Consider the following 15896-nt stretch of genomic DNA (forward strand, 5'->3'; position numbering starts at 1 on the left):
TGCTGGGAACGGGTGGCCGCCCTGCGCGGCGTGTCATTTGCGCGTCACCTTGAAGATCGTCCCGTTGGCGTCATCGCTGACCAGCAGCGCGCCGTCCCGGGTCACGGTCACGCCGGCCGGGCGGCCCCAGACGCTTCCGTTGGCGACCACGAACCCGGTCATGAAATCCTCGTAGACGCCGGTCGGCTGACCGCCCTGCATGCGCACGCGGACCACCTTGTAGCCGGTCATCTGCGGCCGGCTGTGCGAGCCGTGCAATGCGACGAACGCGTCGCCGCGGTACCCGGCCGGGAAGGCGTCATGGTTGTAGAACACCGCGCTCAGCGCCGACGAGTGCGCCTGGAACAACACCTCCGGCATGCGCACGTGGTCCTTGAGGTCGGGGCGCTTTCCGGCAAGCGCCGGATCTTCGCGGCCGCCGAGGTGGTACCAGGGCCAGCCGTAGAACGCGCCATCCTCGATGCGCGCCATGAAGTCCGGCGTGACATAGGGGCCGAGGTGGTCGCGTTCGTTGACGATGCACCACAGGTTGCCGGTGGCCGGTTGCATCGCCAGGCCCGAACAGTTGCGCAGGCCGGTGGCGTAATTGCGGATGTTCTTGCCATCGAGGTCGAACACGCGCACCACGGCGCGATCCTTTTCCTCGCCCCACGCGGCGCCACGGCCATCGGTCGCCTCGTGCGCCTGGATCTGCGCGGGCGTCATGTCGGGCATGCCCGCCACGCCGAGGTTGGACGCCGAACCGACCGATACGAACATGTGCTTTCCGTCGCGCGACAGCGCGAGGTCGCGCGTCCAGTGGCGCTTGGTCGGAATGTCCGCGATCAGGGTTTCGGCCGGCCCTGAAGCCTTGGTGTCGCCGCTGCCATACGGATAGCGGACCACCTTGTCCGCTGCTGCGACATAGACGTACTGCGGATCCACCGCGGGCACGAAGGCGATGCCGTAGGGCCGGTCGAGGTTTTCGGCGAACACCGTTGGCGTGGCGGGTGTACCACCCGCGGCGGCACGCGCGGGGAACACCAGCACGCGGCCGGTGCCGCTTTCCGACAGGAAGATGTCGCCATTCGGTGCGGTGCGCAGCGTCCGCGGCTGCTTGAATCCCGTGGCGAACACCGTGGCGGCGAAGCCGTCCGGCACGTCGGGCAGGGCGCCCGCCACCGGAGCGACCACCTTCACATTGCCGGCGATCGACTTCTCGGGGTCGTTGCCGGTCTCCGGCGCCGGGACGTCGGCGGGCCTGATATGCAGGGGGTGGCCCGGCGCGTCCGACGACCAGTCAGCCAGGACCGCGGACCCCGTGCGGACATCCCCGGTCTGGCTGCATGCGACGAGGGCCAGTGCGGCCAGTGGGACGTGGATGTACCGCGGGACATGCGTCGGGATCTTCATGGGGCGTTCCTGGGGTGGCCGGGCCGGGGGCGAATTCGGCCATCTTTCGCGCCGGAGCGTAAGCGGACGGTGATTGGCGATGGCCTGGGCTAAAATGGCGGTCCGCCTGCATGAGTGCGCAATGCCCAAACGCCTGAGACTGCCGCGTACCTATTGGGCCGACCGCTCGGTCCTGGCAGTGCTGATCGCAACGACCGCGTGGCTCTCGCTCACGCTGGCGCGTGGCCCCGGCGAACTCGCGGCGATCTGGGTGGGCAACGGCATCCTCACCGGCTGGCTGCTGTCCAGGCGCACGGAAACCTGGCCGGGTTACATCGCGGTCGCGTTCCTGGCCGAGTTTCCGGCACGGATGCTCGCCGGGGACCAGCCTGTGTACGCGCTCGCGATCGCGGCGCTCAATTTGATGGAGGTGCTGGCGGTGGCCGGCTTCGTCCGCAGCCGCGTCCCCGACATCCGCGACCCGAAGAACTGGATGGCACTGGGCTGGATCGCCGCCGGAGCCACGCTGGTGGCCTGTGGCCTGACCGGGCTGATGGCGGCCGGCGTGGCCCAGGACATGCACGGCCAGCCCTTCCTGCGCTCGCTGGCCAACTGGTATGCCGCCCACGTCGTGGGCATGGTGATCGTGGCCACGACCACACTGGTGGCACAGCGCGAAGGGCTGGGATTGTTCATCGCGGAGAACCGGCGCTGGAGCCTCGCCGGCTCCATGGCCGTGCTGGTCGCGGTGGGAGTCGCGGTGTTCCTTGCACCGTATCCCGTGATGTTCCTGACGTATCCCGCGCTCCTGTTTGTCGCGGTCCGCCACCAGTTCGCCGGCGTGGCGCTGGGCGTGATCGCATTGGCGCTGATCGGTGCCGTGGCCACCACGCTCGGCCATGGCCCCTTGTGGCTGCAGCAGGATCTGGCGGGTGCCGGGAGGATCGCGCTGCTGCAGATCTTCCTTGCCGGCGGCTGCGTGATGACCATTCCCGTCTGCCTGGCGATGGCCGAACGCAAGCGCCTCATCGCAGGCCTGGGCGAGAGCGAACGGCGGTACCGCATGCTTGCCGATCATTCGCACGATGTGATCACGCGCATGCGGGCCGATGGCGAACGCCTGTATGTATCGCCGTCGGCCACCGAAATGTTCGGGTGGACACCCGCGGAGATGCTCGGGTCGCGCTGGGACATCCTGCATCCGGACGACCGCGAGAAACAGCGGCGGGCCATGGCCGAAGTACTCGCCACCGGGGAGCCGCGCACCGAGATCTACCGCGTGCGCCACAAGGACGGCCAGTACGTGTGGATCGAGGCGGTGTCGCGGTGCATCCCGGCCAATGACGACGACGGCGGCGGCCAGGCGGACGTCATGCTCACCGCGCGCAACATCAACCGCCGCGTGGCGGCCGAGCAGGCGCTCGCGAAGAGCCGGCTCGAGCTGGAGCGGCTGTCGCGCGTCGACGTGCTCACCGATGTCGCCAACCGGCGCCAGTTCGAGGAACGCCTGGCGCTGGCGCTCAAGCGTCTGCAGCGCCACGGCACGCCGATCGCGCTGATGTACCTGGACATCGATCACTTCAAGCACGTCAACGACCGCCACGGCCACGCCGCCGGCGACGCGGTGCTGCAGGCGTTCGCCAGGCGCCTGTGCGACAGCGTGCGCGAGACCGACCTGGTCGCGCGCCTGGGCGGCGACGAGTTCACGATCCTGATCGAGGACGCCACGCCCGTGTCGGCCGAGACCGTCGCGCGCAAGGTGGTGGAAGCCACCGCGAAAGAGATCGATGCCGGCGGCACTCCGCTCAGCGTCACCACCAGCATCGGCATCGCGTACGCCGCGCGGGCTGTTGATGCCGCGACCTTGATGGAACAGGCGGACGCGGCGCTGTACGCGGCGAAGACGGCGGGGCGCAACGGGTATCACATGGCGGTGCAGGCCTGAGTACCGAATCAAGGCCGCATCTTCACAATCCATGTACGTGAGCCAACGTCAGACTGGGTGCGATTCCCCCACGAAGGAGCATTGAAATGTTTCCGACCAAACAACATCTGGTAATGGCGCGCACGCTCGGCCTGGCGATCGTCGTCACCGTGGGCCTTTCCGCCTGCGCCACCTACGATGACGAGTTTGCAGGGATCAACTCACGCCTCGATCAGCTTGACACGAGGGTGCAGAGCGCGGCGCAGAGCGCCGAATCCGCCAATCAGTCCGCACAGCAGGCCAACCAGCGGTTGGATCAAATGGAAAGCCGCGTCCAGCAGCTTGAAGCGGCGCCGCGCCGCGCGCCGCGCGGTTAGTCTTTTGCAAGGATCGCGACGAGCGGCCTGAGCCGTGACCTGGTGGCCTTTGCTGGCCACCGGTCTCCTTGTCTTCATTCAGTCTTCGTTCCGAGGAACATTCCCATCCCTACGTGCACACACCCTGCGGCTCGGGCCGTGATTGGTGCGCTGGCGCTTGTGCTGGCGTTCGCGAGCTTCGACGTGGCCAGCGCCGAGGATGCCGCCGTGCAACCGGTCGCCCCGGTCGACCAGCTTCCACCAGGCCAGGATGTGTCCGCCACGGTGATCGAGTTCGCGGGCTGGGTGGTCGCAGCCAAGGACAGCCAGGGCTATCCGTTCGCGGTTATCGACAAGGCCGCCGCACAGGTCCTCGTGTTCGGTGGCGACGGCCGGCTTCGCGGCGCGGCACCCGGGCTGTTTGGCTCGGCGGTCGGCGACCATACGGCCCCCGGCATCGCCGGTCTCGCGCTTCGCGAGATCCCGGGCCGCGATCGCACGACGCCTGCTGGTCGCTTCGTGGGCGGTTACGGTCCGTCAATCGACGCTGGGCGCGTGCTGTGGGTGGACTACGATTCCGCCGTCTCCATCCACCCGACCGCGACCGGCGTCCCGGCCGAGCGGCGCCCCGAACGCCTTGCATCGCCTTCGCCGGACGACAACCGCGTCACGCATGGCTGCATCAACGTCTCGCCCGGGTTCTACGAGCAGATCATCCGTCCGACGTTCGAGGGGGGCGGGGTGTTCTACATCCTGCCGGATGCGGCGCCGATGGCGGAGACCTTCCCCGAGTTCGCGCAAAGTCGCGCGACTGCGCAAGGCGACGATTGAGGACGCGCAGGGCCCGCCCGCCAGTGGAGGGCCCTTCTGGCCGCAAGCAGCCATGTCGTCATTGACGCATCGGCAGCCGACGAAGGAACCACTCATCCATGGACCTGAAAAGTGGCTACCCCTGGTGGGCAGTCAAGAACGGCCTGATGCATGCATTCCCGCCGCTGCAGGCGGACCATCGCTGCGATGTGGCCGTGATCGGCGGCGGCATCACCGGGGCGCTGATCGCCGACGAGCTGGCCGAGCACGGGGATGACGTGGCGGTGTTCGAACAGCGTGACGTGGGTTGGGGCAGCAGCGCCGCCAGCACGGCGCTGCTGCAGTACGAGATCGACACGCACATGGTCGACCTGGCCAAGCGCCATGGCGAGGACAATGCGGTGCTCGCCTACCGCGCCTGTGCCGAAGCCATTCCGATGCTGCAGGCCAAGGCGGCGGACGTGCGCGATGTGGACTTCGCCCGCGCCGAGAGCCTGTATTACGCCAGCCGACGGCGCGACGTGCGCGCGCTGCGCGAGGAGTTCGCGCTGCGCCGGCGCCACGGCTTTGACGTGGCGTGGCTGGAGGCGGATGCGGTGCACGAGCAGTTCGGCTTCGACGCGCCGGCGGCCATCCTCAGCCGGCTGGCCGCGCGCGTGGACCCCTACCGCATGGCCTACCGCCTGTTCGCGCGGCTGCACAAGCGCGGCGCCGCGGTGTTCGACCGCACGACCATCGACACCATCCAGACGCGTTCGCGCGATGTGCTCCTCACCACCGCCGACGGCCATGCGGTGCGCGCCGGGCACGTCGTGGTCGCCGCGGGCTACGCCAGCCAGAAGTGGTTGCGCAAGCGCGTCGCCGCCGACCGCAGCAGCTACGCGCTGATCACCGACCCGATCGACAAGGACGCACTGGGGCCGCTGGTCGGCACCATGGTCTGGGAGACAGCGCGCCCCTATCTGTACATGCGCAGCACCGGTGACGGCCGCCTGCTGGTCGGCGGCGAGGACGACAACGTCGACGTGCCGGCGCGGCGCGATGCACGCGTGGAGAAGAAGGCGCGCAAGCTGCTGGAGAAGGCCGCGGCCCTGTTCCCGCACCTACCGCTGCGGCCGGCGTTCTCCTGGGCCGGCACCTTCGCGGAAACCCGCGACGGCCTGCCGTTCTTCGGCCCCCACCCGCAGCACGGCCCGCGCGTGCATTTCGCCATGGCCTACGGCGGCAACGGCATCACCTATTCGATGATCGGCGCCGGGCTGGTGCGGGCGCTGATCGAGCGGCGCAAGCATCCGTTGGCCGAGTTGTTCTCGTTCGGGCGTGGGGAGGGCTGAACGTCCAGCCCAAACTTCCGTCGGCTGCAGCCAGTCACGTGGCCGAACCTCTCCACCGAGCCCGTTTGGCCGGATGACACCCGTTCGGGCTGGGAAAAGTGCGAAATGGCGCGGAAAGTGCACTCGCGGCTGCTCGATGACCCTGCGCTCCAGGCAATCGTCCCCAGGGCGACGCTGGCGGATCTCGCGCTGCCCGCCTCCGCGATCGACCAGCTGCGGCAGATCGTGGCGCAGGCCAGGCACCGCACGCGTGTGGAAGACGAATCGGGATCCCGCGCACACATGAGCGCCGGGCTAGGCATCAGCGCGCTGTTCGCCGGCGAGAGCGGAACCGGCAAGACGATGGCGGCCGAAGTGATCGCCAGCGAGCTGGGCTTGCCTCTGTATCGCATCGACCTGTCGGCGGTGGTCAGCAAGTACATCGGCGAGACGGAGAAGAACCTCCAGCGCGTCTTCAACGCGGCCGAGGCAGGCGGGGCGATCCTGTTCTTCGACGAGGCGGATGCGCTGTTCGGCAAGCGCAGCGAAGTAAAGGACAGCCACGATCGCTACGCCAATATCGAAGTCAGCTACCTGCGGCGGGGCATCGAGGGACACCAGGGCATTGTCATCCTGGCGGTCAAGGCGCGGTCCGCGCTGGACGCGCCGTTCCTGCGCCGGCTTAGGTTCGTCGTCGACTTCCCGGTCCCTGGTGGCACCGAACGGCGCGGTCTGGCGCAAGGTGCTCCCTGAGACATGGGCACGTGCTTGCCTCGGCCCAGGCCGAGTTCCGCGTCGCCTGGAAGTGTGCGGGCCGCTGAGCCGGTTCGCGTCTGCGATTTCCCCACAAGTCGTTGATTCGGAAAAGGTCTCACCCCTTGAGACCGCCCGGCGCTGGAATCTTCCGACCGCCGGGCTTGCTTATGCCCGCCAAGGTAAATAGATTTTTACCCATGACCGACGACCTCACCCCCCGACAGCGCGACGTGCTCGGCTTCATCCAGGCCCATGCCGGGGCCGAGGGTGCACCGCCCACGCTGCAGCAGATCGCCGATGCCTTCGGCTTCCGCCAGGCCTGCGCGGCGCACAAGCACGTGCGTCGGCTGCAGGCCGCGGGCTACCTGGAGGTGCGGCCCAACGAGGCGCGCGGCATCCGCGTGGTCGCGGGCATGGCGCAGGCCGGCGGCGGCCGGGCGGGGCGTACGCGCCATGTGCCCGGCACGCGGCTGAAGCTGCGCGATGACCGCCTCGAGCTGCCGGTGCTCGGCCGCGTCGCCGCGGGTGCGCCGATCGGTGCCGATGCCGGGGTGGAGCGCCACGTGCTGCTTGACCGCACCCTGTTCACCAGCAAGCCCGATTACCTGTTGCGGGTGAAGGGCGATTCGATGCGCGACGACGGCATTTTCGACGGCGACCTGGTGGCGGTGCAGCGCGCGAGCGATGCGCGCAACGGGCAGGTGGTGGTGGCGCGCGTGGACGGCGAGATCACCATCAAGCGCCTGGAGCGCACGCGCACGCGGCTGCGGCTGCTGCCGCGCAATCCGGACTACGCGCCGATCGAGGTGCCGCCGGGCAGCGACTTCGCCATCGAGGGCCTGTACTGCGGGCTGGTGCGCACGGCATGAACGCGGTCGCGTCCATCGCGCCGCCGTCCATGGGCGTGCCGTCCATAGGCGTGCCGTCCATAGGCGTGCTGCCGGACATCGAGGCCATGCTCTCGGCGCAGACGCTGTGGCGCGCGGGGCGTGCGCCGGCGGTGGCCGCGGGCGGCGAGCCGAGCGGGCACGCCGCACTGGATGCATTGCTGCCGCAGGGCGGCTGGCCACGCGCGGCGCTCACCGAATTGCTGCTGCCGGCCGATGGCGTGGGCGAGATCGCGCTGCTGCTGCCCACGCTGGCGCGGCTGACGCAGGCCGGCGGCGTGGTGGCGCTGGTGGCGCCGCCGTACCTGCCGTACGCGCCGGCGTGGCAGGCGGCGGGAGTGGACCTGCGTCATCTGGAAATCATCCAAGCCGATGCGCGCGGCGCGCTGTGGGCGTTCGAGCAGTGCCTGCGCAGCGCGGCCTGCGCGGCGGTGCTGGGTTGGCCGCTGCAGGCGGATGCGCAGGCGCTGCGCCGGCTGCAGGTGGCGGCCGACAGCGGCGACTGCCTGGGCTTCGCGTTCCGCGATGCGAAACACGCGGCCAATCCGTCGCCGGCGGCGCTGCGGCTGGAGTTCGCTGCCGGCAGCGGCATGGCGCAGGGCGGCGCCTGGCACGTGCGCAAATGCCGCGGTGGCCAGCTGCCGTCGCGCGCGTTCGCGACCACGCACTGAGCCCGCCATGCTCTGGGCCTGCATCGCGCTGCCGCGGCTGGCGCTGGACGCCGTCCTCCGGCGCACAGCCGATCTCTCGCAACCGCTGGCGCTGGTCGGCGGGCCGGCGCAGCTGCGCAGCCTGCATGCGGTCAATGCCGCCGCCGCCGCCGCGGGGTTGAAGCCGGGCATGCGCCTCACCGCCGCGCACGCCTTGTGCAGCGAGGTGGCGCTGGTCGAACACGACGCCAGCGCCGATGCACGCTGGCAGCGGTTCCTGGCGGCGTGGGCGTATCGCCACAGCTCACTGGTCAGCACGCAATGGCCGGGCGCGATCGTGCTGGAGGCGCGCGCGAGCTTCCGGCTGTTCGGGCCGTGGCCGCGCTTCGAGGCGCGGCTGCGCGAGGAACTCGCGGGACTCGGCTTCAGCCACCGCATCGCGCTGGCGCCCACGCCGCGCGCGGCGCTGGCGTTCGCGTGGCTGCGCGATGGCTTCGCGGTGACGTCCCTCCCGGCGATGCACGAAGCGCTGGCGCAGGTGCCGGTGCGCCGCGCGGCGCTGCCGGGCACGGCCGGTGCGCGCCTGCACGCGATGGGCGTGCGCACGCTGGGCGCGCTGCGTGCGCTGCCGCGCGACGGCCTGCGGCGGCGCTTCGGCGTGGAGCTGCTCGAGCACCTCGACCGCCTGCATGGCGATGCCGACGATCCGCTGGAGTGCTACGCGCCGCCGGATCATTTCGACGCGCGCATCGAACTCGGCTTCGAGGTGGAAAGCCACCAGGCGCTGCTGTTCCCGCTGCGGCGGATGATCGCCGACCTCGCCACGTATCTCTCGGCGCGCGACGGCGGGGTGCAGCGCTTCACGTTGCGCCTCGAGCACGAGCGCAGCCATGCGCTGCCCTCGCACGCCGCCGACATGGAGCGCGTGCAGGCGCCGGCGCATACCGACGTGGCGGTGGGCCTGCTGGCCGCCGAGCGCGAGGCCACCCTGCTGTTCGAGCTCACCCGCAACCGCCTGGAGCAGGTGGCGCTGCCGGCGCCGGTGGTGGCGATGCGGCTGCTGGCGCGCGAGCTGCCGCCGTTCGTGCCGGCCGCGCGCGACCTGTTCGATACCCGCCCGGCGCAGGCGGTGCCGTGGCCGCAGCTGCGCGAGCGCCTGCGCGCACGCCTCGGCGACGAGGCCGTGCACCGCATCGCGCCCAGCGGTGATCCGCGCCCGGAGCGCGCATGGCGACGCGTGGCGGCCGCGGGCGATGACGCGGCCTGCCTGCAGCCGGCGCCGCCGCGCCCGGCGCGCCCGGCGTGGCTGTTGCCGCGCCCGCTGCCGCTGCGCGGCCGGGTGCGCATCGTGTCCGGACCGGAGCGCCTGGAAAGCGGCTGGTGGGATGGCGATGACGCGCGCCGCGACTATTACGTGCTGGAAACCGCGCAGGGCCAGCGCGCCTGGGCGTTCGCCGCGCCGGGCGAGCTCGGCAACTGGATGCTGCACGGCTGGTTCGCATGAACTGGGACGACGACCACGGCCTGCCGCCGGGCGTCGCGCCGGACACGCCCGGTGCGCGGCCACCGCGCAACGTGCGCATGCAGCAGCAGATGCAGCTGGCGCTGGGCCGCGCGGACGCGGGTCGCGGGCTGGTGGTCCCCGGCCTGGGCGCGGCCAACGACGCGTCGGCGGGCGTGGAGCCGCACGGCATCGACGCGCCCGCCTATGCCGAGCTGCACTGCCTGTCCGACTTCAGCTTCCTGCGTGGCGCGGCCAGCGCCGAGCAGCTGTTCGAACGTGCCGCGCTGTGCGGCTACGAGGCACTGGCGATCACCGACGAATGCTCGCTGGCCGGCATCGTGCGCGCCCGCGATGCCGCGCGCATCACCGGGGTGAAGCTGGTGGTCGGTGCCGAGTTCACCCTCGACGACGGCCTGCGCCTGGTGCTGCTGGTCGAGAACCGCGCCGGCTACGCGCAGCTGTGCCGGGTGATCACCACCGCGCGCCGTGCGGCGGGCAAGGGCGCCTACCAGCTGGGCCGCGACGACCTGGCGCGCGACGCCTTCGATGACGGTACGACCGGCCTGTTCGCCCTCTGGCTGCCGGGGCAGCCGGAAGAAGGCGCGTGGCTGCGCGACACGTTCGGCGAACGCGCCTTCCTCGCCGTGGAGCTGCACCGCGACCACGACGACGAGGCGCGCCTCGGCGCATTGCTGGCGCTGGCCGCGCAGGCCGGGCTCACGCCGCTCGCCGCCGGCGACGTGCACATGGCCACGCGCCGCCAGCGGGTGCTGCAGGACACCGTGACCGCGATCCGCCACGGCCTGGCGCTGGCCGACTGCGGCGCGCACCTGTTCCGCAACGGCGAGCGCCACCTGCGCAGCCGGCGCGCGCTGGGCAACATCCATCCGCATGCGCTTCTGACCGAAGCCGTGGCGCTGGCGCGGCGCTGCACGTTCTCGCTGGACGAGGTGCGCTACGACTATCCGGCGGAACTCGTGCCCGCCGGCGAAACGCCCGCCAGCCACCTGCGCAAGCTCACCGAGGCCGGCATGCAATGGCGCTGGCCGGATGGCGTGCCGCTCAAGGTGGCGCGGCAGATCGACGAGGAGCTGGCGCTGGTCGCGGAGCTGAAGTACGAGGCGTTCTTCCTCACCGTGGAGGACATCGTTCGCTTCGCGCGCGGCCGCGACATCCTCTGCCAGGGGCGCGGCTCGGCGGCGAACTCGGCGGTGTGCTTCGCGCTCGGCATCACCTCGGTCGATCCCGCGGAGAGCCGGCTGCTGATGGCGCGCTTCCTGTCGAAGGAGCGCAACGAGCCGCCCGACATCGACGTCGACTTCGAGCACGAGCGCCGCGAGGAGGTCATCCAGTACGTGTACGGCAAGTACGGGCGCAGCCGCGCCGCGCTGGCCGCCACGGTGATCCGCTACCGCGGCAGGAGCGCGGTGCGCGATGTCGCAAAGGCCTTCGGCCTGCCGCCCGACCAGGTGGCGCTGCTGGCCGGCTGCTTCGGCTGGGGCAACGGCGAGACGCCGATGGAGATGCGCTTGGCCGATGCCGGCTTCGACATCGACAACCCCCTCATCGCGCGCGTGCTGGCGGTGACCAACATGCTGCGCGGGCGGCCGCGGCACCTGTCGCAGCACGTCGGCGGCTTCGTGATTTCCGATGCGCCGCTGTGGCAGCTGGTGCCGGTGGAGAACGCGGCCATGGCCGACCGCACCATCATCCAGTGGGAGAAGGACGACCTGGAGTCGATGGGGCTCTTGAAGGTCGACTGCCTGGCGCTGGGCATGCTGACCTGCATCCGCAAGGCGCTGGGCCTGGTGCGCGCGCACCGCGGCCGCGACCTGGAGCTGGCCACCATCCCGAAGGAAGACAAGCCCACCTACGACATGGTGCAGCTGGCCGACACCGTGGGCGTGTTCCAGATCGAATCGCGCGCGCAGATGACCATGCTGCCGCGGCTGAAGCCGAAGACCTTCTACGACCTGGTGATCGAGGTGGCGATCGTGCGCCCGGGGCCGATCCAGGGCGGCATGGTGCATCCCTACCTGCGCCGCCGGCAGGGCCAGGAGGCGGTGACGTATCCGTCGCCGGGCATCGAGGAGATCCTCGGGCCCACGCTCGGCGTGCCGCTGTTCCAGGAGCAGGTGATGGAGCTGGTGATCCACGCCGGCTACAGCCCGGAAGAGGCCGACGGGCTGCGCCGCTCGATGGCCGCCTGGCGCCACGGCGGCGACATGGAGCCGCACCGCGTGCGCATCCGCAGGCTGATGGAGGACAAGAGCTATTCCTCGGAGTTCATCGACCAGATCTTCGAGCAGATCAAGGGCTTCGGCTCGTACGGATTCCCGCAGAGCCACGCCGCGTCGTTCGCCAAGCTGGTGTACGCCAGTTGCTGGCTCAAGCGCCACGAGCCGGCGGCGTTCGCCTGCGCGCTGCTCAACGCGCAGCCGATGGGTTTCTATTCGCCCAGCCAGATCGTGCAGGACGCGCGCCGCGGCAAGGGCGCGCGCGCAGGCGTGGACGTCCTGCCGGTGGACGTGGCGTGCAGCGCGTGGGATTGCACGTTGGAAGGCGAGGGCGTGGCGGGGCTGATGGCGGCCCCCGCGATCCGCCTCGGCCTGCGCCAGATCGCAGGTCTCTCCGAAGCCGTCGCCAGGGCGATCGTTGCAGCGCGCAGCCAGCGCCCGTTCCGCGACATCGCCGACCTCTGCCGCCGCGCCGCGCTCGATGAAAAGGCGCGCAGCGCGCTGGCCGAGGCCGGGGCGCTGGCGTCGCTGGCCGGGCATCGCCACGACGCGCGCTGGCAGGTGGCCGGCATCGAACGCCAGCGGCCGCTGCTGCCGGGCAGCCCCGACGAAGACGCGGTGCTGCTGCCGGCGCCCGGCGCCGGGGAGGACGTGCTGTCGGACTACCGCGCGCTGGGCCTGAGCCTGGGCGCGCACCCGCTGGCGCTGCTGCGCGACCGGCTTCGTGCGCGGCGGCTGCTGGCCTCGCGCGAGCTGCGCGGCCGCCGCCACGGCAGCGCGGTGCGGGTGGCCGGCATCGTCACCCAGCGCCAGAAGCCGCAGACCGCCAGCGGCACGATCTTCGTGACCCTCGAGGACGAGGACGGCATGGTCAACGTGATCGTGTGGCCGCGCGTGGCCGAGCGCGGGCGCAAGGCGCTGCTCGGCGCCACGCTGCTGGAGGTGCGCGGCCGCTGGGAGCGCGTGGACGGCGTGGAGCACCTGATCGCCGGCCACCTCCATGACCTGTCGGCGCTGCTTGGCGGCCTGCGTTCGGAGTCGCGGGATTTCCGCTGACCGGTTCACCTCGCGTTTGCTCCGCCGCCATGGGCAGCCACTAGACTGGATGGCCGCCCCACGCCCCCGCAGCCGCCTGCATGTCGCTCCCCTTCCGCGCGTCCGTCCTGTGCCTGCTGCTCGCGGCCTGCGGCGCGCCGTCGCAGGACATCGTTCCGGTGCAGCAGGCGATCGAGGTGGAGGCCGAAGCCAACGACGGCGAATTCATTTCCGCCCCGGTCGAGGTCGTGCCCAAGGCCTACGACGTGCGCAAGGGCACCGACTGGCCGCAGGTGGCGCTGGTGGACGGCACCGCCTCGATCAGCTGCGAGCTCGACTATGCCGGCGCCGGTGACGGCGACGCGCTCACCGACCTGTCGTTCTTCAAGGTGGTCGATACGCTCAAGCCCTGCCAGGAGCGCGGCCTGGTGCGCCTGCGCTACGACGGCAAGATCAACGCGGGTTTCCACGCGCTGGTGGAGCGCGTGGCGGTGATCGCCGACCGCATGGAGATCGGCAAGCGCGTGCTCGACATCGACTCCAGCGGCGGCCAGGTGGAAGACGCCATCAAGGCCGGCGACACCATCGGCGCCTCGGGCTGGACGGTCTGGGTGCGCGAGGGCGCGGCCTGCCACAGCGCCTGCGTGCTGATCCTCGGTGCCGGCGACGTGCGCATGATTTCGGGCCCGGTCGGCATCCACCGCATCATCCGCATGAGTTCCACCGCCACCACGCGCGCCGAGCTCAACGCCGAGCTGCAGGCGGTCTACGGCCGGGTCAAGGAATACCTGGAGCGCAACGGCGTGGCGGTGGCGGTGGCCGACCTGATGATGTCGGTGCCCAACCGCAACCTGCGCGTGCTGAGCGCGACCGAACTGCGCGAATACGGCCTGGACGGAACCAACCCGGCGCAGGACGACCTCGACCGGCTGAAGCTGATGCGCAAGTGCGGCGCTGATTTCGTGCGTCGCCGCGACAGCTTCCAGCGCGCCTTCGACCGCCAGTGCAAGGCCCCCGACACAGACATCGAAGAACTCAACAGCTGTGGCCTCGCGCTGCGCGACTCCTTCAGCTTCCCCGACGAGGCCTGTCCCGACGACAGCCCGATGAGCGAGTTCGACGCGGTGCGCAGCGCGTTCTACCAGCGCCGCGGCCAGGCCACCGATACCGGCGCCAGCGGCACGCACTGAGCGCCCCGGAACCCCGCGGCCCGCGGCCCGCCGCTCAGGCCAGGAAACCACCCGACTGCCGCTGCCACAGCTGCGCGTACAGGCCGCCGGCGGCGACCAGCTCGGCATGCGTGCCTTCCTCGACGATCCGCCCCTGGTCCATCACCACCAGCCGGTCCATGGCCGCGATTGTCGACAGGCGGTGGGCGATGGCGATGACGGTCTTGCCCTGCATCAGCCGGTAGAGATTGCCCTGGATGGCGGCCTCGACCTCCGAGTCCAGCGCAGAGGTGGCTTCGTCCAGCACCAGGATCGGCGCGTCCTTCAGCAGCACGCGTGCCACGGCGATGCGCTGGCGCTGGCCGCCCGACAGCTTGACGCCGCGCTCGCCGACCTGGGCGTCGTAGCCGTGGCGGCCCTCGGCATCGCCGAGCTGGAGGATGAAGTCGTGCGCCTCGGCCTGGCGCGCGGCCTCCACCATCTCGGCCTCGCTGGCGTCCGGCCGCCCGTAGAGGATGTTCTCGCGCACCGAGCGATGCAGCAGCGAGGTGTCCTGGGTGACCACGCCGATGCGCGCGCGCAGCGTGTCCTGCTGCACGCTGGCGATGTCGATGCCGTCGATGAGGATGCGGCCGCTCTCGACGTCGTGGAAGCGCAGCAGCAGGTTGGCCAGCGTCGACTTGCCGGCGCCGGAGCGGCCGACGATGCCGATCTTCTCGCCGGCGCGCACGTGCAGGTCGAGGCGGTCGATCACGCCGGCGCCCTTGCCGTAGTGGAAGCCAACGCCCTCGAAGCGGATGTCGCCGGCCACCGCGCCGAGCTCCGGCGCGCCGGGCGCGTCGTCGACCGTCGGTGGCAGCGAGATCGAGCTGATGCCGTCCTGCACGGTGCCGATGTTCTCGAACAGCGCCGACAGTTCCCACATGATCCATTGCGACATGCCCACCATGCGCAACGCCAGGGCGACGGCCACCGCGACCGCGCCGGCGCTGATGGCGTCCCCCAGCCACAGCCACACGCCGACGCCGGTCACCGACGCCAGCAGCAGCATGTTGAGCGTGTAGTTGGCCACGCTGACCCGCGTGCCCAGGCGCATCTGCCGGTACACGGTGCCGAGGAAGCCGTGCATCGCCTCGCGCGCATAGGCCTGCTCGCGCCGCGAGTGCGAGAACAGCTTGACCACCGCGATGTTGGTGTAACTGTCGACGATGCGGCCGGTCATGTCCGAGCGCGCATCGGCCTGCTCGCGCGAGACACGCTCCATGCGCGGCACGAAATACCGCATCAACAGGGCGTAGGCGATGATCCAGCCCGCGAACGGCAGCATCAGCCGCCAGTCGGACGCGGCGGCGGCCAGCATCGCGCCGGTGACGTACACCACGATGTACACGCCGACATCGAGCAGCTTGACCACCGTCTCGCGCACGGCAAGCGAGGTCTGCATCAGCTTGGTGGCGATGCGCCCGGCAAACTCGTCCTGGAAATAGCCCATCGACTGCCGCAGCAGGTAACGGTGCACGTTCCAGCGGATGCGCATCGGGAAATTGCCGAGCAGGGCCTGGTACTGCACCATCGAATCCAGCAGCACCAGCAGCGGCAGGCCCACCAGCACCAGCCCGGCCATCCACGCCAGCCTTGGACCTTCCACGGCCAGGAACGTGGCCGGCGTGTGCGCGCCCAGCCGGTCGACCAGCGCGCCCAGGTACACGTACAGCGCGAGCTCCGCGGCGGCGATGGCCGCGCCGAGCACGGCGAGCGCGATCAGCCACGGGCCGGCGCCGCGCGTGTAGTGCATGCAGAACGCGACCAGCGTGCGCGGCGGCTGGCGCGGCGGTGTGTCGGGGAACGGATCGAGCCTGCGCTCGAACCAGCCGAGCAGGCCGC

General features: G+C 70.7%; 12 protein-coding genes. 10 read left to right on the forward strand and 2 right to left on the reverse strand.

Translation table 11 applies throughout. The features are described 5' to 3' along the window. Positions 1 to 33: 33 nt before the first annotated feature. Complete coding sequence (locus IDM46_RS03790) at positions 34 to 1392, reverse strand: PQQ-dependent sugar dehydrogenase (protein ID WP_185114852.1); 1359 nt, start codon at positions 1390 to 1392, stop codon at positions 34 to 36. 121 nt (positions 1393 to 1513) lie between these two features. Here IDM46_RS03790 and IDM46_RS03795 point away from each other — a divergent pair, with 121 nt between their 5' ends. The 10 genes from IDM46_RS03795 to IDM46_RS03840 all read left to right on the forward strand — a co-directional run bounded on the left by IDM46_RS03795 (position 1514) and on the right by IDM46_RS03840 (position 14033). Next, positions 1514 to 3316 carry a sensor domain-containing diguanylate cyclase gene (locus tag IDM46_RS03795; RefSeq protein WP_185114853.1) on the forward strand — a complete coding sequence of 601 codons (1803 nt, stop codon included), beginning with the start codon at positions 1514 to 1516 and terminating at the stop codon, positions 3314 to 3316. Between the two features lie 86 nt (positions 3317 to 3402). Continuing rightward, positions 3403 to 3672: a hypothetical protein gene (locus IDM46_RS03800; protein ID WP_182822333.1), complete on the forward strand. Its 270-nt coding sequence runs from the start codon at positions 3403 to 3405 to the stop codon at positions 3670 to 3672. A gap of 150 nt (positions 3673 to 3822) precedes the next feature. After that, complete coding sequence (locus IDM46_RS03805) at positions 3823 to 4482, forward strand: hypothetical protein (RefSeq protein WP_343203854.1); 660 nt, start codon at positions 3823 to 3825, stop codon at positions 4480 to 4482. A gap of 98 nt (positions 4483 to 4580) precedes the next feature. Then, positions 4581 to 5795, forward strand: a complete 1215-nt coding sequence (locus tag IDM46_RS03810) for an FAD-dependent oxidoreductase (protein ID WP_185114854.1) — start codon at positions 4581 to 4583, stop codon at positions 5793 to 5795. A gap of 105 nt (positions 5796 to 5900) precedes the next feature. Next, positions 5901 to 6527, forward strand: coding sequence for an ATP-binding protein (locus IDM46_RS03815; RefSeq protein WP_182822329.1), 627 nt, complete (start codon positions 5901 to 5903; stop codon positions 6525 to 6527). 200 nt (positions 6528 to 6727) lie between these two features. Next, positions 6728 to 7399: a transcriptional repressor LexA gene (lexA, locus tag IDM46_RS03820; RefSeq protein WP_182822327.1), complete on the forward strand. Its 672-nt coding sequence runs from the start codon at positions 6728 to 6730 to the stop codon at positions 7397 to 7399. Positions 7400 to 7428: 29 nt separating this feature from the next. Further along, positions 7429 to 8088 carry a translesion DNA synthesis-associated protein ImuA gene (gene imuA / locus IDM46_RS03825; RefSeq protein WP_182823805.1) on the forward strand — a complete coding sequence of 220 codons (660 nt, stop codon included), beginning with the start codon at positions 7429 to 7431 and terminating at the stop codon, positions 8086 to 8088. Positions 8089 to 8095: 7 nt separating this feature from the next. Then, positions 8096 to 9571 (forward strand): DNA polymerase Y family protein, encoded by a 1476-nt coding sequence (locus IDM46_RS03830; RefSeq protein ID WP_185114855.1) that lies wholly within the window; start codon positions 8096 to 8098, stop codon positions 9569 to 9571. Then, entirely contained in the window at positions 9568 to 12864 is a 3297-nt protein-coding gene (locus tag IDM46_RS03835; RefSeq protein ID WP_185114856.1) for an error-prone DNA polymerase, read from the forward strand. Before IDM46_RS03830 ends, IDM46_RS03835 begins: the two co-directional genes overlap by 4 nt. Positions 12865 to 12944: 80 nt before the next feature. Next, positions 12945 to 14033, forward strand: a complete 1089-nt coding sequence (locus tag IDM46_RS03840; protein WP_182822321.1) for a hypothetical protein — start codon at positions 12945 to 12947, stop codon at positions 14031 to 14033. A gap of 34 nt (positions 14034 to 14067) precedes the next feature. Here IDM46_RS03840 and IDM46_RS03845 read toward each other — a convergent pair whose 3' ends face one another. After that, positions 14068 to 15891, reverse strand: a complete 1824-nt coding sequence (locus IDM46_RS03845; RefSeq protein WP_223878052.1) for an ABC transporter ATP-binding protein — start codon at positions 15889 to 15891, stop codon at positions 14068 to 14070. Positions 15892 to 15896: the final 5 nt, after the last annotated feature.

Origin of the sequence: Luteimonas sp. MC1825 (genome assembly GCF_014764385.1) — a bacterium.
Taxonomy (GTDB): domain Bacteria; phylum Pseudomonadota; class Gammaproteobacteria; order Xanthomonadales; family Xanthomonadaceae; genus Luteimonas.

Coding starts and splice junctions, on each gene's coding strand:
- IDM46_RS03790 (WP_185114852.1), bottom strand. CDS start 1,392: ATGAAGATCCCGACGCATGTCCCGCGGTACATCCACGTCCCACTGGCC.
- IDM46_RS03795 (WP_185114853.1), top strand. CDS start 1,514: ATGCCCAAACGCCTGAGACTGCCGCGTACCTATTGGGCCGACCGCTCG.
- IDM46_RS03800 (WP_182822333.1), top strand. CDS start 3,403: ATGTTTCCGACCAAACAACATCTGGTAATGGCGCGCACGCTCGGCCTG.
- IDM46_RS03810 (WP_185114854.1), top strand. CDS start 4,581: ATGGACCTGAAAAGTGGCTACCCCTGGTGGGCAGTCAAGAACGGCCTG.
- IDM46_RS03815 (WP_182822329.1), top strand. CDS start 5,901: ATGGCGCGGAAAGTGCACTCGCGGCTGCTCGATGACCCTGCGCTCCAG.
- lexA (WP_182822327.1), top strand. CDS start 6,728: ATGACCGACGACCTCACCCCCCGACAGCGCGACGTGCTCGGCTTCATC.
- imuA (WP_182823805.1), top strand. CDS start 7,429: ATGGGCGTGCCGTCCATAGGCGTGCCGTCCATAGGCGTGCTGCCGGAC.
- IDM46_RS03830 (WP_185114855.1), top strand. CDS start 8,096: ATGCTCTGGGCCTGCATCGCGCTGCCGCGGCTGGCGCTGGACGCCGTC.
- IDM46_RS03835 (WP_185114856.1), top strand. CDS start 9,568: ATGAACTGGGACGACGACCACGGCCTGCCGCCGGGCGTCGCGCCGGAC.
- IDM46_RS03840 (WP_182822321.1), top strand. CDS start 12,945: ATGTCGCTCCCCTTCCGCGCGTCCGTCCTGTGCCTGCTGCTCGCGGCC.